Consider the following 25,411-nt stretch of genomic DNA (forward strand, 5'->3'; position numbering starts at 1 on the left):
CTTTTCCAATCCCCTCCGCATGAAGGCCTCACAACCGCTGCTCAGAGCACCTGCATCTTACAGTGTCATGGTGCTAGCCATGATGACCTGCCAGTTCGGAGCCTTGATGCGGCCCGCCGAAGCCGCCACGCTCTACTGGGACACGGATGCCAGCACCACCGGCAATAATGTCAACGGCACCGGTCTGGGTGGGACAGGTGTCTGGGATCTGGCCTCGGCAAACTGGTGGGATGGGACCACTCTCATCCTTTGGCCAAACACCAACGGAGACACTGCCATCTTCTCCGCGCCGGCGTCTTCGGTGCCTGTTCTCAATACTGTCACGGTCAGCTCCGGCATCACAGCCAATCAGCTGGCTTTCCTGCGCAGCGGGTATGTTCTGACAGGCGGCAGTTTGACGCTGGCCGGCATCACGCCCTCTCTGCGGGTCAGTTTTGCCGAACTGGCCACGATCGACAGCCAGGTTCAAGGAAGCGATGGTCTCACTCTGGTAGGCGGAGGCACACTCCGGCTGACCAATGCTGCCAACAGCTACACGGGTACGACGAGCATCAGCAACGGCGTTCTTTCCATCAGCAGCAACGGTGCGCTGGGCACGGATACCTCGGCCATTCTGGTTACGGGATCCACCACCCGCGGTTTCGGCGGTGGCGCGCTCATGCTGGCAGGTGGATATGGCTCCGGAGTGACGCTGACGCGCGACGTGGCGCTGCAGGGACTGGGGCCCGTGCCTGCGTTTGGCGCGGCGCTGCTGAGTGTGGGAGACAACACGATGACTGGCACTCTGACCAACGGCTCCGGAACACTGAACACCGGCATTCAGTCCGCCGGTGGACGGCTGACTCTGACGGATGTCAATCTGGCGGGCACCACCGGCACCATCTTCCTGACGGTGGGCGTGGGCAGCAGCCTGGCCAATCTGCCTGGCTCCGGAAGTTATGCCATCACGGGTGCATTATCCGGTTCTGGCAGCATTCAAAAATCCGGCGGCGGCACATTGATCGTCGATCCCACTTCGGCGGCGGGTTATTCCGGCACGTTCCGGATTTACTCGGGGTCGATGCGGTTTGAGTCCGCAGCGGCTTTTGGCAGCAATGCAGGCACCGGCACTTTGTCCACACTGGATCTGGCGGGCGATGGCGCCGTGCTGGAGCTGCGGATGGACAGCGGTGTCATTGGGAAGAACGTGTACAATCGCGGCGGCGGCTCGCCCATCATTTTCGTGGATCACTCGATCGGGAGCGCCGCCATCAATGGCGCGTCCTCGTTTGGAACCTTGACCTACGATGACAGCGAGACGCTCACCTTTAACAGCCGCAACGGCTACGGCCTCTCGTTTGGCGCCACTCCCGTCATCACCGGGGATGGCGCAACGATCTTCACCAACAATCTGACCGGCATGCTGACTTTTACGGGGGATTTCTGGAGCGACGCCAACAACTCGGGGAACCGCACCTTCACGATCGGTGGCAATGGCAGCACCACAATCGACGGCAGCATTATCGCGACGGCGTCAAATTTTGGCCACAGCATCGTCAAAAGCGGGACCGGCACACTGACGATCACAGGCTCGGCTTCCACCTATGGCGGCAATACGACGGTGTCAGGCGGGGTGATCTCCATCGCGAATGTAGGGGGCATCAACGGCAGCTCTCCCACCGGCAGCGTCATCCTGGGAGCCACCACCACCACGGGTGGGCTGCAATACACGGGCACTGCCGACACGCTCGCCAAGCCCTTCAGCCTGGCAGGCACCACCGCCGGCGGCGCTGTCCTTGCGGATGGCACTGGCGCGCTCACGCTCACCGGAAACGTGAGCGCCAGCGGAGCGGGCGTGAAGACATTCTTCCTGGGCGGCGCCAGCACGGAGGCCAACACCTTCAGCGGCCTCCTGCTCGACAACAACAGCGTCAATACGACAGGGCTGATGAAAACCGGCTCCGGCACCTGGGTTTTGAAGGAGTCCGCGGCTGGCTCCACCGGCAGCGCGAGTACCGTGACGATCTCCGCGCCCGGCACCACTGCCACAAACATTGTCACTCTTTCCAGCGGGACGACGGCGGGACTGCTGGTGGGACAGACAACCTCGCTTCTAGCGACGTTGCCTCAGATCACGGGGATTCTCGACGCCAAGCATTTCACCATCAGCTCCACGATCACGACCAGCACGGCTCCCGCCGGCACTTACAACGTGAACGCCATCCCCACGACCTCCACCACCACCATGGGAGGCACGTGGTCGGGGCCGCTTTCAGTTGCCAATGGTCTGCTGCAACTGCAGGCGACCAACGCCGCCTCCAACATCGTTCCGGACGTGAATGCGGTGGCTTTTAGCGTGGACGCTTATGCTGGCAGCCAGGCTGCCGGCGGTACGTTGCAATTGATCGGCATCGACGGCCAGGCTGTTACGGAGACGGCGGGCGCCTTGCTGGCTTCAGCAGGTGCCGGGACTGTGCGGGTGACGGCCGGCATCGGCGGGACAGCAAGCCTCACACTGGCCTCCATCGGCACTTCACAGGTTACCACGGCGGCGTCCTCGGCCTCCACGACCGTCACTGTGGGCAGCACAGCCGGTCTGGTCCCGGGCATGCGCTTGAACGGCGGCAGCGCGGCGGCAACCATCACCAGCATCACCAATGGAACGCAGTTCGTGGTGAGCGCGGCGCAGACCATCTCCGCCTCCACCACGCTGACCTTTGACCGCGCCAACGGCGGCGCCACGGTGAACTTTGATCCCGCTGCAAACAGCGCCGTCATCATCGCCGCAGTGCCGGCGACCGGTCTGCTCAATTCCTACAGCTACTTTAACGGCGCGGATTTCGCCTATGCCAGCGGCACCTCCAATGTGACCCTGCGCGCACCGATGTATGGTGCCGATGCGGGCTTTTTGACCGTGGGCGCGGGCGCCAATGTGATGACCACCGGCAACAACTATGAGCTGACGGGAGACGTCACCGGGCAGGCCGCCACGGTCATCAGCTCACTGAAGTTGAAAGGAGACGTGAGCCTGGCCCTCACAGGCCTGCTGACCATCCGCACCGGTGCGGCCGGTACGAGCGGCGGCCTTCTGGCCACCGGCGGTGCCAGCACGATTTCCGGCACGGGGATCACCACGGGCGGCGCGGCTGATCTGATCATCCGCGTGGATGGCGCTTCGGATGTACTGACCCTCACAGCTCCGGTGACCGCCACCACCACGGGAGGACTGACGAAAACCGGCGCGGGCACGCTGGTGATCGGTGGCGTGAATGCCTACACCACCGGGGGGGTGACCAGCCTGCTCGAAGGCACCCTTCAGCTGGCGGCCGGAGGGCGGCTGAGCGCTGCGAGCGTGAATCTGGTCATGCGCCAGGGGACGACATTCGACCTGAACGGAGTCAACACGGCGCTGACGGCCACCACGACCATGATCGGAGCATTCAACGGCACGGGCACTGTGACCAACACGAGCACGAATCCGGTGGTGTTTGCCGTGGGCGGCGGCACGACCGGCGGCACAGGGACCTTCAGCGGCAGCATCAATGAAACAGCGGGCGTCATCAGCGTGGTGAAAATGGGGACCACGAATTCACAAACATGGAACGGCATCAGCAACTACACGGGCAGCACCAGCATTGGAGTTCCCGGCACGGGCACCACGGGTGTTCTGTCCGTCACCACTCTGGCCAATATTGGTTCGGACAGCAGCATCGGCCGCGGCAATGCTGCAAGCGTGGCCACCAATCAGGGCAGCCTGATCTTTGGCGGGACCACCGGCGGACTGACGTATGTGGGCACGACTTCGGTGAGCACGGACCGCCTTTTCACGATGGCCGGTACGGTGGCCACCGCAGGTGCCACGATCACCAACAACGCCGTCAACAATGAGGCGCTGGTTTTCAGCAACACCAACCCGATCGCCTTTGCCAGCGCCAATCCCCAGCTGCTCCAGCTCGGCGGCACCTCGACGAGTGACAACTGGTTCTACCCGCAGATCACCGACAGCGGCAGCGGTGCCAACATCACCAGCCTGAACAAGCTCGGCGCCAGCGTGTGGGTGCTCGGCAACACAAACAACACCTACACCGGCACCACCACCGTTTCCGACGGATCACTGGTGGCGCAGGACGGCCAGGGCCTGCCCAGCAACAGCGGACTGATCCTCGGCGGCACCACCACCACAGGCATCTTTCAGTCCACCGGCGACTTCACGCGCAATCTCTCAGCCTCCGCTTCCGCGGGAGCGAACACGGTCTCCTGGAACACTGCGCTGACCACCGGCGGCGGCGGCTTCGCGGCATCCTCTGACAAGCTGGTCGTCTCCATCGGCGGTCTGGCCACGCCCACAGCGTTGACCTGGAACAGCGGCGGATTCATGGGCACTGCGGCGACGACCACCGGGGCGCTGGTGCTGAACTCCATCACGGCGCTTGGGGAAGTGGAGTTCCGCAATGCCATCGATCTCGGCAGTGCGGTGCGCACCATTCTCGTGAATGACAACACCAGCACCTTCACTGATTTCGCCACCATCACCGGTGCCATTTCAGGCAGCGGCGGCATCAGCAAGACAGGCTCTGGTTTGCTGCAGCTCTTTGGAGCGAACATCTACACCGGAACGACGGCGGTGACGGCGGGGCAGCTTGTGGTGAACTCTCTGGGCAGCAGCACCAGTCCCGGGGCGAGCAGCGTGGGGGATTCATCCAACGCCAACACTCAGGGCAGCGCTCTGACGCTGGGCAATGCAGGAACGGGAGCGGGCATTCTCCAATACGTTGGTGCAGGAGAGACCAGCGACCGCATGATCCGCCTGAACACCACCACGGGCAGCACACAGATCCTCGCCGATGGGAGCGGCCCGCTCATTCTGACCAACGTTTTGAACGACATGGCAGCCGGGGCCAAGACTCTCTTTCTCCGCGGCGGCAGTGTGGAGGGAAACATGATCACCAGTGTGCTGGCAAATAATGGCGGCAACCTCGGCATCACTGCCGACCAGGGGGCCACCTGGATCCTCAGCGGCGACAACACCTACAGTGGCACCACCAACATCGTGGCGGGCGCGCTTGGAGCCGGAAGCGACACAGCCTTTGGCACAGGCACCATCGTCCTGCGCAACGGTGCGCTGTTTGCGTATGGCGCTCCACGGACGCTGACCAACACCGTGTCCGTCAACTCCACGACGACTGGGGGGACTTCCGCGTTCGTGGGAGACTATGACCTTACCATGACGGGTGTCTGGAATTACAGCAACACCACCACCGGCCACACCATCACCAATGGCATGACCGCCGGCTCCACCCTGACTCTGCAAAATGACATGGTGCTGAATGCGCTCACCGGCAATGTCAGCCTGGCCATCAACGGCACGGGCAACACCACCTTTAACGGAAACATCAGCACCACCACGGCCTTCAACGTCAGCATCAGCTACACGGGCGACGGCACCCTGACGCTGGGCGGTGTCAATCCCACCGCCGGCACCACCACGCTGAACAACAACAACGGAACCCTTCGTCTGGTGGGGGCTGGCAAACTGGCAACCGGTCCGCTGACCGTCAATGCGGGCACCTTGTCGATCGAGAGCCTGGACCAGTCGGTGGGGCTGCTGACCATGGGCAACGTGGCCAACACGAACGCCACCGTCAATGTGGCTTCGGGTCTGACGCTTTCCGTCACCGCCATCACCTTTGCTGGCACCACCACTCTGCCGTCCACCATCACAGGCGCAGGCACTCTGGATCTGGGCAGCGCCGGCATCACCGTGACGGTTGCGGACAACGCGACGCAGAGCGCGGACATGGTCTGGACGATCGCCCACCTCATCGGCAGCGGCACCTTTACCAAAACGGGGGCCGGTACTTTGGATCTCAGTGGGATCGCCAGCAACGACTTCAGCGGTTCTTATCAGGTCAATGCGGGATCGATCAGCGGATTGGATGCGCTGCCGAACAATCTCATTCTCAATGGAGGTGTCTATCAGGGATCAGGCACGTTCACGCGCGCGCTGGGCACGGGCAGCAATCAGGTGCAGTTTCTTTCGGGCGGCGGCGGCTTTGCTGCAGTGGGCGGAGATCTGACCGTGACCTTCACGGGCGCTCCGCCTCCGCTGGTGTGGGGCGGGACTCCCAGCTTCCTGCCGAGTGGAGCGACATTGCTCCTCGGCGCGACCGGTGCCACCGGCGTCACGGATTTCACGCACGACATTGATCTGAACAACGCGGCGCGCACGATCTCCGTGGTGGACAACACGGCGGTGACAACAGACTGGGCGGTGCTTTCGGGCGTGCTGAGCAATGGCGGCATCACCAAGACGGGCAACGGCACCCTGCTGCTCACCGGGGCCAGCAGCTTTACCGGGGCCATCACCCTTACGGCGGGCACGCTTCAGTTCAGCACCGTCAGCAGCAACGGCGGCGGCCCAAGCAATCTGGGCCAGGGGATCGACGGCATCTCTCTCGGCGGTGGCAGGCTGCAGTTCATCGGCAGCACCAGTCAGACCACCGACCGTGCGATGACCTTCACCAGCACCGGAATTCTCGATGCCTCCGGCACGGGCGGCGCAACCATCACCTACACGGGCGCCATCACCGCCGCAGGCAACAGCCTGAATCTCGAAGGCAGCGGCGAGGGATTCCTCAACGGCAAGGTCACCACGACCGGCACTTCGGCGGACCTCAACAAAAACGGCACCGGCACCTGGACGATCAATGTCGCGCCCACCATTGTCGATAATTTCGTCATCACCAGCGGCACCGTCATTCTGAACGCGGCTGACTCCTTCGACGGTGACGATCTCTTCATCCGCGAGGCCACTCTGAAGCTCGGCGTCAACGGTGCGCTGACCAATACCATGGATGACCTCAACATCTCCACGGAAACAGCCGGCGGCGGTGTCCTCGACATCAATGGCACCACCGGATCATCGTCCACGGACATCATTATTGGTACCAATCCTATCAATCAGGGAACGGTGGCAGCATTCTCCGGCAGCCTGGTGGACAGTGTGGGCGGTGGCTCCTTCTCTTCGGGCACGCTGACTCTGCGCAGCGGCCTGGTTTCCGCCAACCTGATCACCACAGGCGCGGTGACCTTGGGCAACGTCATCAGCAACGACGCCGGCGGGGTCAACACCACCAGCGGCATCATTTCGGGATCGCTGACGCTCAATACGGGCGGCAGCCTGAGCCTCATCAGCGGCACCATCACGGGAGACATCACCTTCGCCGCCGCGAACACCACCACGAAGACTTCGGCAAACACCGTGACCGTGTCTGGCAGCAACACCGTGACGGGCGGCGGCCTCACGACGATCTCCGCGGGCGTGCTCGTGCTGGACCACGGCACCCATGCGGGAGCCAAGATCAGCGATGGCGCGCTCACCATGAACGGCGGCACGCTGCAGATCCTCGGCAATGCCAGCACCGCGGTGACGGACCCCGTCGGGAACCTGACGCTGGGCACCACGAGTGATCCGGCGCCGGCGGTGGTGAAAATCGACACGGCAGGTGCGGCCACAACGCTGGGAGTGGGCACCATCACGCGTGCGGCAGGAGCCACGCTGCGATTCAATCCCTCCACTGCCAGCGGTCATCTCACGACCACCGCCACCAACACCGCGGGGACGATTCTTGGCGGCTGGGCCACCTATCAGCTCGGCACGGGTGCCGCACAGTTTGCCTCCGTCAGCGGCGGCGAGATCCTCGGCTTTTCCAGCACGGTCATGAACGATGTGACGGCCTGGAGCGCCGCCGCCGATATCACGGACAGCACCGGCTTCACCGGCACACTGGCGGGCAGCCTGAGCATCAACAGCCTGCGCTTTGACGCAGCGTCCGGAACTTCCGTCGTCACCATCGGTGCGAGCGATGTTCTCGATATCGCCAGCGGCGGCATCCTGATCACGAACAGCGTGGGTGCTGGCAATCCTTCGATCAGCGGGGGAGGGATCACCGCGGGCACTTTGAACGAGCTGATCGTCACCCAGGACGGTGCCGCGCCATTCACCCTGGGCTCCCGCATGGCCGCGTCTTTGGCGCTGACCAAGGCGGGAGCGGGCGTGATGGTTCTCGACCAGTCCAACAACACCGCGACCGGAACTGTGCGCATCATCGGTGGCACGCTGCGTCTGCAAGGTGGCGGCGCACTTGGCGACCGCGCGCCCGTCATCATGGAGGCCGCCCTCGGCACGCTGCTGGATGTGGTGGACTCAGAGACGATCGGCACGCTTTCTGGTGGCGATACCAACAATTTTCGCAACATGGGCGTCCAGATCGCAGCCGGCAAGACTTTGACCATCAACCAGCTCGCCTCCGGCACCTTCTATGGCGACATCAGCGCAGCCTCCGGTGCAGCAACGTTCAACAAGATGGGGGGCAGTCAGCTCACCATCACGGATGGACTCATCAACCTCGGCGCTGGCGGCGTGATCAACGTCCTTGCGGGACGTCTCGGCGTGGATGTGAACGGTTCAAACCAGTTTGTGCAGAGCGTGGCAGCGGGCACCACGGTGAACATCGGCACGGGTGCGAGTTTCTTCATTGATCACAACAGCGTCACCGTGGCGACGGGCGTCGCGGGAGGCCGCATCGGTGACGATGTGGTGTTCAATCTCAACAGCACCGGCAGCACCACGGACGGGCTGTTTTATCGCAATGACCAGAACCTTGGCGTGACGGAGGTCATCGGCGCGGTGAACTTCAATTCCGGCGTCAACTCCGTGCGTGTGGATTCCAGCACCACGTCCGCTAACACCAGCCAGAACATCATTCTTCAGGCAGGCTCCATCACGCGGAGTAATCAGGCCACGCTGGTGCTGCGTGGCATCGGCATTCAGGCCACGTCCGCTCCGCGTGCGCAGTTCCAGAACGCCTCCGTGATGGCAGGCTTTGGCGCTGGCACTGGCACCAGTCTGCCGGTCATTCCCTGGGCCATCGGTCCTTCCGCCGGTGGCGCGGCCGCCGCAGACAGCTTCCTCACCACGGCGGGCACCGCAAACGCTGGATGGCGCCCTATGAATCTCGCCACCGAATATGCCCAGGTCACCGATACGGCCTCGTGGGATGCGACTGCGAGCACGCAGAACGTGCTCGTGAGCGCCACCACCACGGCTGCTACCGGCACGACCATCCGCTCCCTTCTCATCTCCATGGGTGCTGGCGGGGCGGTGGATCTGACTGGCACGGGTGTGCTCGATGTGGACAGCGGCGGTTTCCTTTTCAGCGGCACCGGCACCTCCACCATTGGCGGCTTCACCGGCATCGAGGTCAGTCCCTTCACCAATGAGTATGTATTTCATGTCGTGGGCGGGGTGGCTACGGTGAGCTCCGCCCTGAGCACCACGACGGCAGCGCTGACAAAATCCGGCGCCGGCACTCTCATCCTTTCAGCGAACAACTCCGGCCTTGGCGACGTGGCGCTCAACGAAGGTGCATTGCAGATCTCCGACTTGGATAACATTGGCGGAAGCACCGGCCGCATTCTTTTTGCCGGCGGCACCCTGCGCCTGGATCCTTCCGCCTATTCCGGAGATGATCTTTCCACCCGTACCTTCGTTCTGCTTTCCGGCGGCGGCACCGTGGACACCAATGGCAACAACATCAGCTTCGACAACGCCATCGGTGTCGGCAGCACCGGCGGCTTCACCAAAGCCGGTGCGGGCGTGCTGACCCTGAATGCGCAGGTCGGTTACACCGGCAGCACCACTGTCAGCGGGGGCACCTTGCAGTATGGGATTCAGGATGCGCTGCCCGCGACCATGAACATCATCCTGGCTGGCGGCACGCTCGACTCGAACATCTTTGACGCCACGCTGGCGGGCCTCTCCATCACGGCAAACAGCACGCTGAATGGAAACATCACCGTGAACGGCGATGTGCAGGTGGACGGCGGCGGGTCGCGTACGCTGACGGTGAACAATGCGGGCGCCGCCACTTTCTCTGGGGGCGTGGTCTATCTCGTCAACAACGGCACATCCGCCCGCACCACCACCATCAATGGCACGGGCAATCTGCTCATCAGCAGCGATATCACCAATGGCACCGCCGCAGGCGCACTGACCTACAGCGGTGCTGGCACTCTGACTCTGAGCGGGAACAACAGCTACACCGGCCTTACCACGATGAACAACGCCGCCGGCACCCTGGTGTTCTCGGGTGCCAGCCAGATTTCCGGAACGGCGCTCACGGTGAATGCGGGCACCGTGCAGCTCAATCCCGCCTTTGATCAAACCATTGGCAATCTCATCATGGGCGGCGGTGCGGCCGGCTCCGCGTCCAATCTTCTGATCGGCGCGGGCAAGACACTCACCCTCACCGGCACCGTGACTTTCAGCTCCACCAACAATCCGCTCGTGGCCACCATCAACGGAGCCGGCCCGGGGGCCATCCTGGACTTCGGCGGCGTGGCACGCACCTTCATCATCGGCGACAGCACCAATGCCGAACCCGACATGATCATCGGTGCCAATGTCACGCTGCAAAACGACGGCGGTGGCGGCCTCATCAAGCAGGGCACCGGCACACTGCACATCGCCGGCATCAATCATCTCACCGGCCCCATCACCATCCAGGCCGGTTCTGTCACGGGCGATCTCGGCTCCGGAAATCTCCTGCTCAACAACGGTGTGTATGAGGGCAATGGCACCTTCACCCGTTCCCTCGGCGCAGGCGGTGGCCAGGTTCAGTGGGTGGCGGGTGCAAACGGTGGCTTCGCCGCGAGCGGCGGTGCGCTGACGGTGACCCTCGCCGGCGCGCCCGATCCTCTCGTGTGGGACAGCACCCCCTTCTTTGTCTCCGGCACAGGCACCCTGCTGTTTGGTTCCACCACGGCGGACAGCGTGGTCACGTTCACTCATAACCTTGACCTGAACAACACCGCTTCTCCCGTCACCCGCACCGTCACCGTCAATGACAACACGGATGTGACGACGGACAAGGCGGTTCTTTCCGGAGTGCTGGGCAGCAGCGGTGCCGCCGCCACGCTGAACAAAGCCGGCGCCGGCGTCCTGGAGCTGAGTGGGGCAAACACTTTCTCAGCACTCACGCTCACAGCAGGCACCCTGCAGTTCAGCACGGTTTCGAACAACGGTGGTGGCCCCAGCAACCTGGGCCAGGGAACCGATGGCATCACCCTCAGCGGAGGAATCCTCAGCTTCATTGGCGATGGTGCCGCCAGCAGCCAGTCCACCGATCGTGGCATCACCGTCACTGCATCCACCACCTTGAACGCTTCGGGCACCAACGGCGCCACCATCACCTACGCGGGCGCTATCACTGCCGGAGGAAATCAGGTGCAGCTTACGGGCGCGGCTGGCTCCTCGGGCTTCATCACCGGCGGCATCATCCAAAGCAGCACCTCTCCGGACGTGCTGGTGTCTTCGGGCCGCTGGACGATTTCCGGAACGCCGATCGTGGTGGGGGATGACTTCAAAATCAACGGCACCGGCACCGTGCTCGACCTCAATACAACCGGGGCCCTGAGCTACGTCAGCGGCACCAGCAATTTCATTTACATGGGCAATGGCAGCACCGTCAATTTCAATGCGGATGACATCTCCAGCGCCGCATTGGGACTCGAAGGCATCCTGGTCGGCTTTGAAACGACCGGCGCGGTGACAATATTAAACATCAAAAACTTCAACATCACCACCCCGCGCCTCGACGTGGGCCAGCCCGGGGCCGCGTTGGAAGGGAACATCATCGGTTCCGGCACCATCAATGTGACCGTGACCACCTCGGGAAGCGGCCTCAGCCTTTACCGAGGCTCCGTCTCGGCCAATCTCGCTGGCGTGGGCGCGCTCCTCAAAGGCGGCATGGGAGATGTGATCCTCAGCGGGGACAACAGCGGCCTCACGGGTGCGATGCTCCTCAGCGCGGGCAATTTGATCCTCGACTACACTTCCAGCAACACGGCCAAGCTCAATGCGGCGACTGCTTTGGACATGCGCGGCGGCACCCTGACCCTCAATGGCAGCGCCAGCGCCGCGACGAGTCAGACGGTCACCGGGTTCGTCCTCAGCAACAGCGGCTCCAACCAGATCTCGGTCACCGGCGGAGCAGGACAGGCTGCGGTTCTCAATCTCGGAGCCATTACCCGTGCGAACAATGCGCAGGACGGCACGGTCCGCTTTGTGCTGCCCTCCGGCACACAGAGCGCCACCAACGGCATCACCACCAGCACGCTCAATGGCACCAGCGGAATGCTTGGCCTCAGCGGGTTTGCAACAGTGACTGACAGCACCGGCACCTGGTTTGCCACCAATGCCACCAACCTCGCCGGTGGCAACATCGTCGCCCTGGCATCCACCCTCGAAAATGATGTCGCCACCTGGACGCTCGCAGATCACGTCACCGATGGCGCCACCGGCTTCACAGGCACGCTGGCTTTTGCCAATATCAGCAGCCTGCGCTTCAATGCGGCCGGTGGGTCGGACTTGAACCTCGCTTCAGGCGGCCTGCTCTACATCACCAGCGGCGGCATTCTCGTCACTGACAGCGTGACGGCGGGCACGCCCGGCATCTTTGGCGGCACGCTGGCCTCTGGCGTCACGGAGCTCATCGTCACGCAGGACAGTGCGCGGACCTTCGAAATCTCCTCGGATATCCGCATCAATCAGGCCCTCACAAAATCCGGAGCGGGCACTCTGCTTCTCAGCGGGCGGAATGTTTATACCGGTGCCACCGAAATCCAGAACGGCACCCTGCAGGTGAGCGGTGGCAATGCCATCGGCGACACCTCGCTCGTCACTTTGGCCGACGACCACTTCAACATGCTGCAACTTCTCGCGGACGAAACGATCGGCCGGCTGGCGGGTGGCTCGGCCACCGATGGTCTTGACGATCTGGCCACCGTCGATGTCGGCACCTACACGCTCACCTTCAATCAGAATGCCGCCAGCACCTACTCCGGGCTGTTCACCGGAACGGGGACGCTGGTGAAAAACGGCGCGCTGTTTGACCTCACCCTCAACAATGCCAGCACCGGCTTCAGCGGCACGCTGCGCATCAATGGCGGCGGTGTCATCATCTCCGGCATCGGTGAGATCGACGCCTCCGCCATTGAGATCAACAAAGGCGGCTACCTGCGGATCACGAACAGCGGCACCACCCGCTCCGGCACCCGCATTCCCGACGCCACCACGATCACTCTGAACTCTGCTGACGGCGGCATCGCCGGCAGCCTGCTTCCGCGTGGTTTGTATATCAACACCGACCAGGACACCACTCTGGACGAAACCGTGGGAGTGGTCACCCTGGCCTCCGGGGCCAGCTATGCCAGCCTCGAAGCGACCACGACCTCTGATGATTCGGACATCATCATGAACAACCTGCTGCGGACAAATCGTGCCACTCTGGATGTGCGCGGCACGAACCTGGGCTCCACCAGCAGCCAGAACAACCAGCTGCGCATAGGCAACTCCGCCAATCAGACGGCCTTCATCGCCACTCTCGTCGGCGGCGGTGGCGCGGCCACGACCAAGACCATCAGCATTGTCCCCTGGGCCATCGGCGAGACGGTCACCGGTGCGCTGGCAGCCACCACCATGGGCAACTCTCTCGTCACCTATGTCAGCGGCGCCGGATTCCGCCCGCTCGATTTCAGCACGGAGTATGACACCTTCGCCTCTGCCGCCGCGACGGCGAATGTTCGCGAATCTCTGGCGGCAGATCTGACCGGCCTCGCTGGCAAGACGATCAACTCGCTCGTCATCGACAACAACGCAACGCTGACCGACGTCAGCTTCACCGGCAACGGCGCCGGGCAGGCCCTGGTCAACACCAGCGGCGCCTTCCTGTTCACGCTGAACTCCACGGCTGCCGCCAACACTGCCTACAGCACCACGCTGGGAGGATTCGACAACGGCATCGCGGTCGGCAGCAGTGGCGAATACGTTTTCTTTGTGGTCAATCCCTCTTCGGCCATTACCACTGCCACGCTTTCGGCCATCGTCTCATCTTCGCTGACCTCGGCGGCGGATATCACAAAATCGGGTCGTGGCACCCTCGTTCTTACCGGCACCAACGCCGCTGGTGGCGGCGGCAAGACAACCACCATCAACGAAGGCACACTCGAGATTTCCGATCTCGACAACATCGGTGGCAATACCGGCGCGCTCGTTTTTGCGGGTGGCACACTTCGTCTGTCCTCCTCCTATTCTGGCGATGACATCTCCTCCCGCGGCATCACTTTCTTCACCGGCGGCGGCACCATCGACACGAATGGCATGGATCTCGCATTGGGTGCCAGCGTCGGCTCGGGAGCCGGCGGCCTGACAAAGACCGGTCTTGGCAATCTGACGCTCAATGCAGCAGCCACCTATACCGGAACCACCACCATCTCCGGCGGCACGCTGACGGTGGGGGCCGACAATGCCACGGGCATCGGTGGCGATCTCATCATTGGCGCAGGTGCCACGCTGAAGATCGGCACCTTCAGCATCTCGGCCGGCCTGGTCAGCACGACGGGCGCAGGCCCCTTCCTGCAGGGGACAGGCACCATCACCGCGAGCAGCGGCTTCGCTTTCGGAAACACGGCGGACATTGGCGTGGATGCGGTCCTCGCTGGGCCGGGAGGCCTGCTGAAAACACAAGGCAATATCCTGACGCTTTCCGGGCTGAATACATTCTCCGGACCCGTGGAAATCCAGGCCGGCACGCTGAGCTTTAACAGCATTGCCAATGTCGGTGGCGGGGCCAGTGCACTCGGCAGTGCGGCCACGGCGCAGGACGCCGTCATTCACATGGGCCTCACCACGGCGGCCACGGGACTGATTTACACAGGTGTCGGCAGCTCCAGTGACCGCACCATCGGTCTGCAGGGCACCACGGGAGCCGTCACGCTGGACGCTTCAGGCACGGGAGCATTGACGCTCGGCGTGGTGCGTTTTGAAACCGCGGGCAACAAAACGCTCACGCTGAAGGGCGTGTCAGATCCCGGCCTCGCCAATACTCTCGGGGTGCTCAGTGAAAACGGCCTCGGTGTGCTCACCCTGGTCAAGTCAGACACCGGCACCTGGGTCATCAGCGCCACCAGCAATTACTCGGGCGCCACCAGCATCAATGACGGTACTCTGCGCTTTACTGCGGATCAGACCCTCGGGGGTGCCCTGAACTTTGGCAGTGCCAGCTCCATCACCACCGCCGGCACGCTCGATCTCTCCGGCGCCAATGCCTCCTTCGGGGGAGCGCTGACGGTGCAGACCAACACCTCCGCGGAAACCAACCAGATCCTCATTGGCGCCGGGAAGACTCTCGCCATCAATGGCAACGTGGTCATCGGAACATCCGCAGCGGGTGTCACCAACACCCTGTTTACGGCCAGCGGCGATGGCTCCCTGGTGGTGACCAATCTCGCCTCCGCCGCCACCTTCCGCGTCGGCGGCTACACCGGCGGCACGGCCGGTGCGGGCAACATTGCCTCAGCCGATTTCAGCGGACTCGCCAGCCTGCAGGTCAGCCTCAACACCACCGATGGTGTCTTCCGTGTCAACAATATCTCGGGCGCCAATACCAACGGCATATTCTCCGTGGCCACACTCGCTCCGAACACCACCATCACTGCGGCCACACTCGCGGTGGGAGACGGCGGCCAGTACAACGGCAGCAGCGGCCAGGTCAACCAGCTCCTCCTCGGCACCGCCACCAACACCGTGAACGTCAACACCGTCAACATCGGCACCGGCTCGCGCGACCTGGGCTCTGTCACTTTCTTAAACTCCAACGGCACCGTCACCATTCGCGCTGCCGATGGCTCATCCGCCGCGGCCTTCAACATGGGCACCGGATCCAGCACCACCGCCGCGGCGCTTCCTGCCGGCAATCGGAACACCTTTGACGTCACCAGCCATGACGCCGACCTCCTCTTCAGCACCTTCAACATCGGCACGCAGAACGGCAGGACCGGACCGATGGAGAACCTCTTTGCCTTCGACACCGGCAAACTCATCACTGGAAATCTCACCATGGGTTCGAAGACCGCCGCCGGCAACAGCACCAACGTCGTGAATCTCGGCGGTGGCAGCGTCACCATCGGCTCCGGCACAGGCACTGCCGCCACTCTCGGCAGCAATGGAAACACCGGTGTGGTCAGCGCCAGCATCAACGTGACCGGCGGGACGGTCACCATTGGTGCGGGTGCAGGCCAGGCCCTGGTTCTGGGCAGCAGCAACACCAATGCCACGGGTTCGACCAGCACCGCCTTGAACGTTTCAGGTGGCAGTGTCACGCTCGCCACCGCGGGCTCCACCGCCGTCACCATGGCCAGCGCCAGTCTCGGCACGGCCACCGCGGCCATCAACATCTCCGGCGGCAGCCTCACCGTTCAGGGTGCCATTACGGGCGGCACGGGGGCCGGCACTCGAAACGCCTCCGTGAACCTCAGCGGCGGCACGCTGGACATGACCGGCAAAACCATCGGCGACGCCAGCAATCCCATCACCTTCAATGCACAGTCCGGCACCTTGAAAAACTTGGGAGAACTCAATGGCGGCGGCGCCTTTGACAAAACCTCCAACGGCACCCTTTACATGGATGGCGTGGAATCCTACACCGGCACCACCACCGTTTCCACCGGCACTCTGCAGTTCGTCAAAGAGACCGCGCTTTATAACAACTCTGCCTCGATGTGGACGGCCGCCAATCTCATCGTCAACAGTGGCGCCACTGCAGCTTTCAACGTCGGTGGTGCGGGCGAGTTCACCTCCGCGGATGTGGATGTGATCGAGTCTCTCGGGACCGACACGGGGGGATTCAAGAACGGTTCATCCATCGGCCTCGACACCACCAACGCCGTCGGCGGCAGCTTCACCTATGGCGGCGTCCTTGCCGATACCAACGGCGGGGTCAACAGGGTCAGCTTTGAAAAATTGGGTGCCAATACACTCGTCCTCTCGCAGACCAGCACCTACACCGGTACCACCACCGTCTCTGCCGGCACATTGCAGGTGGGCGATGGCTCCGGCGGTGCCCTTGCAGGCGCGGGCGCTGTCACCGTCAGCACCGGTGCCACCCTCTCCGGCTCGGGCAGCATCGCGGGTGCCACCACTGTCAGAACCGGAGCTTTTCTAGCCCCGGGTGCGGGCACACCTGCGACAAGCAATCAAACCCTCACCTTCACTTCTGCAGGCACCGCCGTGGACGTGCAAAATGGAGCACAGATCCAGCTGGGCCTCAGCTCCAGCACGCAGACGGATGCAGGCTTCGACGGCTCGACTTCCGCCCTGGCCTATCTCAACACGAATGGCGGCATCACAGGCGCTCCATACACCACTATCTGGTCGAAATCGGGCAGCTACGACAGCATCCGCCTCACGAACGGCACCTTCAATCTCGGCTCCACCGTGGGCGGCACCATCCTGCTTTCCGACAACACCTCCTCCATCGGCTATGGCAGCATCTTCAAGCTGCTCGACTGGAGCACCGTCGGCACTCCCGACTCGCTTGCAGGCACCGGCAGCTTCACTCTTGCAGATCTGAACCTCTCTGGTGTCGCGCTCGATCTCAATCTCTCCTGGGACACCAGCGCCTTCACCACTTATGGAGTCCTCGTCGTCGTGCCCGAGCCATCCCGCGCGCTGCTGCTGCTGATGGGCCTTGCACTTTGTGTCTTCCGCCGCCGTCGCCGCCACACAACGCTCAAATAGCTTGTCTGGGCGGGCTGTGTCTGGCGTCAAGGGCGTTTCAAAATCGACAGCCCCGCTCCGCCAAACCGACCGGCTTCGAGGACCGCAGGCACGTGCGATATCAGGCGACGTGTTTGCGCGTGATTGTTGACTTGTTCACAACAGATCGCGGCATGATACCACCAGCATTTGAAAAGAGGTCTTGGCGTCCTTTGAGCATCCTCAGCTTGCAGCCTTCACTCCACGCGGGACTTTGAGTGATCGCGCAGCGTTGAGAGATCATGATGATCACTCTCTTCCATGTCTTCCGCGCGGCGACGCTCTGGCAGGAGCGGGACCATCTTGGTCCCGGAACCCACCGCAAGGTCAGCCATTTTCATTCAGACCTGCAGCCTCAGCAGCAGGCTGAACGCCCAGACCCATTTTCAACTGCGCATTGTTTTAGTTTCAAACAGCAGGCGGTGCTCCCGTCTCTTCACTCGGGCGGCTGCGCTCGTCGGTTCACTGTGAGAATCGCTTCGAGAGCTGGTCTAACGTCCCACTTCCAGCAGTGTCGGCAGTTTGTTGAGCGGGGGGAATTCAAGGCCTGCTCCCGCCGCTGGTTTGGCCGCCTGCGGATTGCTTGACTTCAAAAAGCGGAACAGCTCGCTCTCGGTGGTGAAGATCATCGTGGTGTCCGAGGTGATCAGCTGCTTGTACATCTCCATCGTTTTCAAAAACTCAAACAGCTGCGCCGCCTCCGGCGTCTGATTGTAGGCCTTTGCATAGATCTCCGTGGCCGTCGCATCTGCCGCGCCTTCCAGCTCCTGCACCTTCCGGTATGCCTCGGACTCGATTGTTGCCAGGTCGCGCTCGCGTTCGCCATTGATCTTTGCCGCCTCACCTTCGCCTTCGGCCCGGTGCAGCTTCGCGATCTGCTCGCGCTCGGAAATCATGCGCTGATGAATCGACTGGCTCACCGAAGGATCGTAGTCGATGCGCTTGAAGCGCACATCCAGCAGGCGGATGCCATAGCCCTCGATTTTTGGGATGGCATTTTTCAGCACTTCCGCCTCCAGCTCCACCCGACCATAAGTGATGGGTGGCAGCACGCCGATGCGCAAATCAGCCGTGGAAGGCACGCTTCCGCTGCCGCCAATGTTGGCCACATCGCGCACGGCCTTGCGGTCCTTCGTGGTGCGCACGGCCTCGATGAACTCATGCTTCGCAATCACGATGCGAGTCTCGCTCGCCAGAATGTCATCCAGCCGGGAGAGTGCGCGGCGCTCGTCGGTTAGCTGGCGGAAATACAGCAGCGGATTGCTGATCTCCCAGCGGCCAAACACATCCACCACCACGATGACCTTGTCCTTGGTGGTCATGTTGGCGGAGGGGCCGTCCCATTCCAGCACCCTTTTGTCCATGCTGTTCACCGTCTGGATGAAAGGAAGCTTCCAGTGCAGGCCCGCTTTTTTGACGGGGTCTCCCACGGGCTTGCCAAACTGGGTGATGACCACCTGCTCAGTCTCGCTCACCGTGTACATGCTGGAACTCGCCAGGATGCCCAGCGCAAGAATAACAATCAAGACAAGGGAGGCTTTCATCGTGTGGCAGGGGCGGGTTGGGGTTCCACTTGGCGCAAATTCATCAGCGGCAGAAACGACGAGGCCTTGTCATCCAGAATGATCTTGCCCGGCACCTGGGAGAGCACCTCGCCCATCGTTTCCAGATAAAGTCGTTTCTTCGTCACCTCCGGCGCCTTCAGGTACTCGGTGAGCACGGCTTTGAAGCGCGCGGCATCCCCCTCGGCTTCGTTGATGCGTTTGGCGGCATAGCCCTCCGCTCCCTTGATCTTCTGTTCCGCTTCGCCGCGGGCCTTGGGGATGATCTGGTTGTAGTTCCCGCTCGCCGTGTTGATGGCGGACTCTTTTTCCTGCTTGGCGCGGTTCACATCGTTGAAGCTCGCCTGCACATCGGCGGGAGGGTTGATGTTGCCCAGCTGAATCTGGTCGATGTGCACTCCCATGTTCAGCGCTGTCACGAGTTCGCGCAGGCGTTCGGCGCATCGGGTCTCCATCTCCTGGCGGCCGATGGTCAGCACCTCGTCCACAGTGCGGTCTCCCACGACCTCGCGCATCACCGCCTGGGAGAGATCGCGCAAGGTCGGCTCCGGCTCGCGGAAGTTGAACACATACGCCACGGGATCGCCGATGTGGAACTGCACCACCCACTCCACCAGGGCTGTGTTCAGGTCTCCCGTGACCATTGTCTTCTCGCCCTCCTGCTCGTCATAGCGGGAAAACTGGTTGCGGTTGGTCGCGCCCGGAGTGCCAAAGCCAAACTCCAGCTTCTTCTGCTGCTGGATTTCCACCAGCGTCACACGGTCGATGCCCCATGGCAGCTTGAAATGCAGCCCGGGGCCCTCCGTGCCCAGGTACCCGCCGAAGCGCTGCACCACCGCCACCGAATCTGCAGACACCTGATACACGCCTGAGAAAATGCCGATGGCCAAAAAAAGGCCGGCCAGCACCGAGAGAATCAAGCGCGGATTGATGCGTATCTGCGGCGCATTCGGAAAGGGGCGTATGTCACTCATGGCCCGAGGCTACTGCATTCCCCCGCCACGGCAAAGCCTACTTCATTCCAAAGTCAGCCAGATATTGTTCGACGATGACCTTCAGCTCCGGCGGACGTGGCAGGCCAATCGCCTCCGCACGTGCGCCATCCACCTGCTGCGGCCAGTTGTCCACGATGCCCTGAATCCGCGCATCAAACGCATCCACAATTGGTCCCAGCGTGATGCCTTTCTCCGCCGCCACTTCCTGGATCACCTTCTCCGCGATGTTCGGCGTCACACGATGCGCCGGCAGCACATACGCACGGTCCTTGCCCAGCTTCTCCTCCGGCACCTCGCTCAAGAAGATGAATGATTCAATCACCGTCCGGTATCCCGTCATCGGATGCGGCTGATCCCGCCGGATCGGCAGCATGCACGCCTCACCACTCAGCGGCTCACGGAACATCCCGCTCGCCCAGCTCGATGCCGCCGCATTCGGCTTCCCCGGCCGCACGATCACCGTCGGCAGCCGCACACTCCGCCCGTCAAAGTGCCCTTTGCGCGTGTGGTCGTTCACCATCATCTCGCACATTGCCTTCGTCATCCCATACGTCGTCTGTGGCAGTTGCTTCGTCATATCAGACATCAGCTGCGACATGTCGATACCACCATAAACCGCCACGCTGCTAGCAAACACCACCCGCGGCCGTCCTTCCGCCGCACGCGCCGCCTCAAACACATTGCGCCCGCCCTCCAGGTTCACCCGCATCGCATCATCAAATCTCTCCTCGCACTCCCCGCTCACCATCGAGGCCAGGTGAAAAATGACGTCAAACTTCGCTCCCGTCGCCGCCAGCACCGTCGCCCGGTCACCAATGTCACCCTTCACATGCTTCACCCGCGCATCCGTCGGCTCACCGCGAAAAAACGCATCCAGCAGCACCATCTCCGTGATCGCCTTGCCGCACCACGTGCCGTGTTCCAAAAGTTTCTGCGCAAGTTGAGAGCCAAGGAAGCCGCCGCCGCCGGTGATGATGATTTTCATGGTTGAGTAGGGAAGGGTTTGCCATCAGGCACCGCCTGATGTGAGTTCGTCCGGACATGAGCAAGCCTCTCACAGGACACAAGATCGGATTCGTCGGACTCGGCAACATGGGCCGCGCCAATGCACGTCACCTCCATGAAGCCGGAGCCGACGTCGTCGTCTGGAATCGCAGCCCCGCCCCGGCAGAGGCCGCCGTCGCCCTCGGCATGCGCCGTGCCGCCACCCTCCCTGAGCTCGCCCGCGAGATCGGCCCCGGCATCATCTGCATCAATCTCACCATGACCGATGTCGTCGAGAGCATCGTCTTCGGCCCCGGCGGCCTCATCGAAGGCCTGCACCCAGACGCCCTCATCATCGACTTCGGCACCACCGGCGTCCCCGAGACCAAACAATGGGCCCAACGCGTCAATTGGGTCGATGCCCCCGTCTCCGGCGGCCAGGTCGGCGCCGAAGCCGCCACCCTCACCATCATGGCCGGCGGCAGCGACGCCAATTTCCAGCGCGCCCTTCCCATCTTCCAGGCCGTCGGCAAAAACATCACCCACCTCGGCCCCGTCGGCAGCGGCCAGGTCACCAAATTGGCCAATCAGCTCATCGTCGCCCAGACCATCGACGCCGTCGCCCAGGCCCTCCGCCTCGCCGAACTCTCCGGCGTCGATCCCGCCCTCGTCCGTAAAGCCCTCCTCGGCGGCTTCGCCGAAAGCCGCATCCTCGATCTCCATGGCGACCGCATGGTCCGCCGCGACTTCGCCCCCGGCGGCCGCGCCACCCTCCAGCTCAAAGACGTCCGCCTCATGTCCCAGCTCGCCGACTCCGTCGGCCTCGACTCCCCCACATTGAGAAACTCCCTCGCCCAGTGGGAAAAATTCGTCCACGAAAAACACCTCGGCGACCTCGATCACAGCGGCTTGTTCAAGCTGTATGAGTGAGTCAGTCAAAGACGACCACTCAGTAACGGTTCTCCTCGGCCCCCGCGCCACGGATGACTCCGTCGCCATCTGGCGCGTCTGCGTTGCCAATCATTGGTCTGTTCACCGCATCCAAGCCTGGCGCGTTCCCGATGAACTGCTCTCTTGTCAAAACAACATCATCATCTACGGCGAACCCTTGTTTGCCGAAGCCGTCGCAGACCAGCTAAACCTCGTCCTTCTGGAACCCGCCATCGACTGGCTCACCTCCGTTCCGTTCAAATATCTCTCACGTCAGATCGAGTTCATGACTCTCGGCAGCGCCCGTCTGTTGGACTCACCCGCCTTCGTGAAGCCTGCCGACGGAAAGATCTTCGATCCCAAAGTTTACGCCACCGGCCAGGACCTCCCATCGGAAGAACAGGTAGATCAAGACATCCCCGTCCTCCGTTCCGGCATCATGGATTTCCGCCTCGAAGTCCGCTGCTTCGTTTTGCATCGCAAGCTCATGACCATGAGTCCCTACTGGAGGGAAGGGGAGCTCGCTCGGTCCGCTGACGACCACTGGCCCTTCCTCCCTCACGAGGAAAATGAAGCTCGCTCCTTCGTAGAAAGCATCCTCTCAGACACCACCGTCCCACTGCCACCCGCCTGCACTTTGGATGTCGGCAAAACCAGCGACGGCACCTGGGCCATCATCGAAGCAAACCCCTGCTGGGGTGCCGGCCTCTACGGTTGCGCCCCTTCCCAAGTCCTGCAGACCATCCGATCTGCCATCGTGCCCAGATCAGAAGTTACCCAATCTCATCGGCCTTGGATCTCAAAACGCAGAAACACATCAGCGTAAAGCGACCTTCCAAGTTCGCATCGCGGGCCAACGGCCCGCAGGAGTCAGCCCAGGGCGCAGCGTAGCAAGCCCTGGGTTTGCACACACCGCGCTCTCCTGCCGAAGATCGCGCTCTGAAGGAGCGCAGGAGACCGTTCCAAGACTCTGCCCCCTCTGCCTCTCCGCTCCTCTGCGGCTAAGTCGAACGTCCCTGCGACCTACCTTTGCCCCCCTCAAGAATGCATCACCTGCCCCCCATCAATATTGATCGTCTGCCCGGTAATATTTTTCGCATGATCCGACGCTAAAAACGTCGCCATCGCCGCATACTCCTCCGGCATCTGCCAGCGGCCCAGGTGAGACACCTTCTTGATCTTCTCCGCCGCCCAGTCATCAAAGCTCTGCCGCTTCTCCTCCGGCAGCTTCTTCTGCCCCGCCGCCCAGATGCTCTGATTCAGCTCCGTCTTCACCATCCCCGGCGCCAGCGCATTCACGCGCACGTTGTGCGGTCCCAGATCCTTCGCCGCGCACTGCGTAAAGTTAATCAACGCCGCCTTCGATGCACTGTACGGCGGATCCGTCTGCGATCCCATCTGCCCCGCCACGGAAACGAGAAACAGCATCGATCCCCCACCGCGCTCGATCAGCCTCGGCGCAAATGCATGCGCCACATTCACCGCGCCGATGAGGTTCACCTCCAGTACGCGGGCCCAGTCCCCAGGCTCCAGATTCCAAAAGGGGAAACCGAATTTGCCGGAGCCGATGCCGACGCAGAAGACGATGTGATCCACCACTGCAAACTCCGTCGCAAAAGCTTTCACGGCTTCATAGCTGGTCACGTCTCCCGTCGTGATAAAATCTGCCGTTTTCTCCCGGTCAAAGCCGCGCACGTTGCAGCCTTCCGCGGCAAACCCATCTGCAATGGCACGACCGATGCCCCGGGCGGCCCCAAACACAGCGACCGACTGGCCGGCAAGATTCAAATTCATGCCGCACTATGAACACCGGTTTCGCATATGCCAAGGACACATCCGCGGCCTCCCCCGAGTTCTCGGGGTAGCGCAAGGAACAGCGGTCTCGCACAGTAACAGCTGACTGCACCTTTTCCGCACTGCCCGCCATCTCTCTCCCCTCATGAACGCCCCCTCCACGCCCGGCTGCTCCGGCTTTCGCCAGATGAACCTCCAGCGGCGCGAGGCCATGCGCATCGGCTTTTGCAGCGCGCTCGGCCTCAGCATGGCCGATCTCCTGAAACATGAGGCCCGCGCCACGGTGGATCCTGGCTTTTTTAAGGAAGGGAAGGCGAAGAGCATCATTCATCTGCACCTCCCCGGCGGCATGGCTCAGCAGGAATCCTGGGACCCCAAGCCCGAGGCCCCCACGGAGTACCGCGGCGGCTTCGGCGTGGTGAAAACCAAAACAGGGGAGGTCTTCAGCGAAAACTTCACCCGCCTTTCCAAGATCGCCGACAAGCTGACCATTGTGCGCTCAGTGGTGGGCAAGATTCCGGACCATCAGCAGGCGACATATCACCTCTACACCGGCTACACGCCGACGACGGTGATTGATTATCCGCAGATGGGCAGCGTGGTGTCTCACCTCTTCGGGGTGCGCAAAGAGATGCCGCCGTATGTGGCCATTCCCGCGATGCGCGGTTTTGAAGGCGGCACCGGATTTCTCAGCAGCAAGTACGGCCCCTTCCAGCTCAATGCCGATCCGGGCGCGAAAGGGGAATTCAAAGTGCGCGACTTCAGCATCCCCGACGGCGTCTCCATGCAGCAGTTCGAACGCCGTAAAGCCGCGCGCGACATCGTCGAAGGCCAGCTCCGCAAGCTGGACGCGGACATCGACAAGCTGAACACGATGGACGACTTCTACAAAAGCGCGTACTCGCTGCTGACCTCCGACTCTGCGCGCAAGGCTTTCTCCCTCGCCGACGAAAACGACGCCATGCGCGATCTCTACGGCCGCGGCTACGAGCTAAAACAACGCGCTCCCGCCGCTGTCGGCGAGCGCCTCCTTCTCGCACGCCGTCTCGTTGAATCCGGCGTCCGCTTCGTCAGTGTCAATTACGGCTCCTGGGACTCCCACGTGGACATCAAGGGCACCTGCACCGAATTCATGCCCGCGCTCGATCACGCCATCAGCGGCCTCATCACCGATCTCGATCAGCGCGGCATGCTCGACAGCACGCTGGTGATGGTCACCACCGAGTTCGGCCGCACCCCAAAGGTAAACATGAGCAATGGCCGCGACCACTGGGCCCGCGTCTACTCCATGCTCCTCGCCGGCGGTGGCATCACCCGCGGTCAGATCTACGGCGCCTCGGATGCCACCTCCGCCGAACCGGCGCGTGATGAAGTGAAGCTCGAGGATTTTCTGGCCACGGTGTACCATCAGCTAGGCATCGATTCGAATGAAGAGCTGATGGCGTTTGGCGGCACGCGCCCCATCGAGATCGTGAAGGATGGCAAGGTCGTGAAGGGGATCATCTCTTAAA

8 protein-coding genes are annotated in these 25,411 nt (G+C 62.4%); 4 read left to right on the forward strand and 4 right to left on the reverse strand.

Translation table 11 applies throughout. The annotated features are described in order from the left end of the window. The first annotated feature begins 19 nt into the window (after positions 1-19). Positions 20-17,617, forward strand: a complete 17,598-nt coding sequence (locus tag ACILSR_RS15475) for an autotransporter-associated beta strand repeat-containing protein (RefSeq protein ID WP_395750690.1) — start codon at positions 20-22, stop codon at positions 17,615-17,617. A gap of 509 nt (positions 17,618-18,126) precedes the next feature. On the opposite strand, the gene hflC is transcribed toward ACILSR_RS15475, so the two are convergent. The 3 genes from hflC to ACILSR_RS15490 are packed head-to-tail and all read right to left on the reverse strand — an operon-like array spanning position 18,127 to position 21,177. Further along, positions 18,127-19,179, reverse strand: coding sequence for a protease modulator HflC (gene hflC / locus ACILSR_RS15480; protein ID WP_395750691.1), 1,053 nt, complete (start codon positions 19,177-19,179; stop codon positions 18,127-18,129). Next, the gene (hflK, locus tag ACILSR_RS15485; protein WP_395750692.1) at positions 19,176-20,171 is read right to left on the reverse strand and encodes an FtsH protease activity modulator HflK; all 996 of its coding nucleotides are present in this window, start codon (positions 20,169-20,171) and stop codon (positions 19,176-19,178) included. The genes hflC and hflK overlap by 4 nt, the downstream gene beginning before the upstream one ends. Before the next feature lie 37 nt (positions 20,172-20,208). Further along, entirely contained in the window at positions 20,209-21,177 is a 969-nt protein-coding gene (locus ACILSR_RS15490; protein WP_395750693.1) for an NAD-dependent epimerase/dehydratase family protein, read from the reverse strand. A gap of 56 nt (positions 21,178-21,233) precedes the next feature. On the opposite strand from ACILSR_RS15490, the gene ACILSR_RS15495 reads away from it, so the two are divergent. Together ACILSR_RS15495 and ACILSR_RS15500 are read left to right on the forward strand one after the other, a co-directional pair. Continuing rightward, positions 21,234-22,106: an NAD(P)-dependent oxidoreductase gene (locus ACILSR_RS15495; RefSeq protein WP_395750694.1), complete on the forward strand. Its 873-nt coding sequence runs from the start codon at positions 21,234-21,236 to the stop codon at positions 22,104-22,106. Continuing rightward, on the forward strand, positions 22,099-22,932 hold the full coding sequence (locus ACILSR_RS15500; protein ID WP_395750695.1) for an ATP-grasp domain-containing protein: 834 nt from the start codon (positions 22,099-22,101) through the stop codon (positions 22,930-22,932). The genes ACILSR_RS15495 and ACILSR_RS15500 overlap by 8 nt, the downstream gene beginning before the upstream one ends. Positions 22,933-23,144: 212 nt before the next feature. On the opposite strand, the gene ACILSR_RS15505 is transcribed toward ACILSR_RS15500, so the two are convergent. Then, positions 23,145-23,900, reverse strand: a complete 756-nt coding sequence (locus ACILSR_RS15505) for an SDR family NAD(P)-dependent oxidoreductase (protein WP_395750696.1) — start codon at positions 23,898-23,900, stop codon at positions 23,145-23,147. A gap of 145 nt (positions 23,901-24,045) precedes the next feature. Here ACILSR_RS15505 and ACILSR_RS15510 point away from each other — a divergent pair, with 145 nt between their 5' ends. Then, positions 24,046-25,410 carry a DUF1501 domain-containing protein gene (locus ACILSR_RS15510; RefSeq protein WP_395750697.1) on the forward strand — a complete coding sequence of 455 codons (1,365 nt, stop codon included), beginning with the start codon at positions 24,046-24,048 and terminating at the stop codon, positions 25,408-25,410. Position 25,411 lies beyond the last annotated feature (1 nt).

The sequence above is a fragment of the Prosthecobacter sp. genome, from assembly GCF_044222565.1.
In the GTDB taxonomy this organism is placed as follows: domain Bacteria; phylum Verrucomicrobiota; class Verrucomicrobiia; order Verrucomicrobiales; family Verrucomicrobiaceae; genus Prosthecobacter.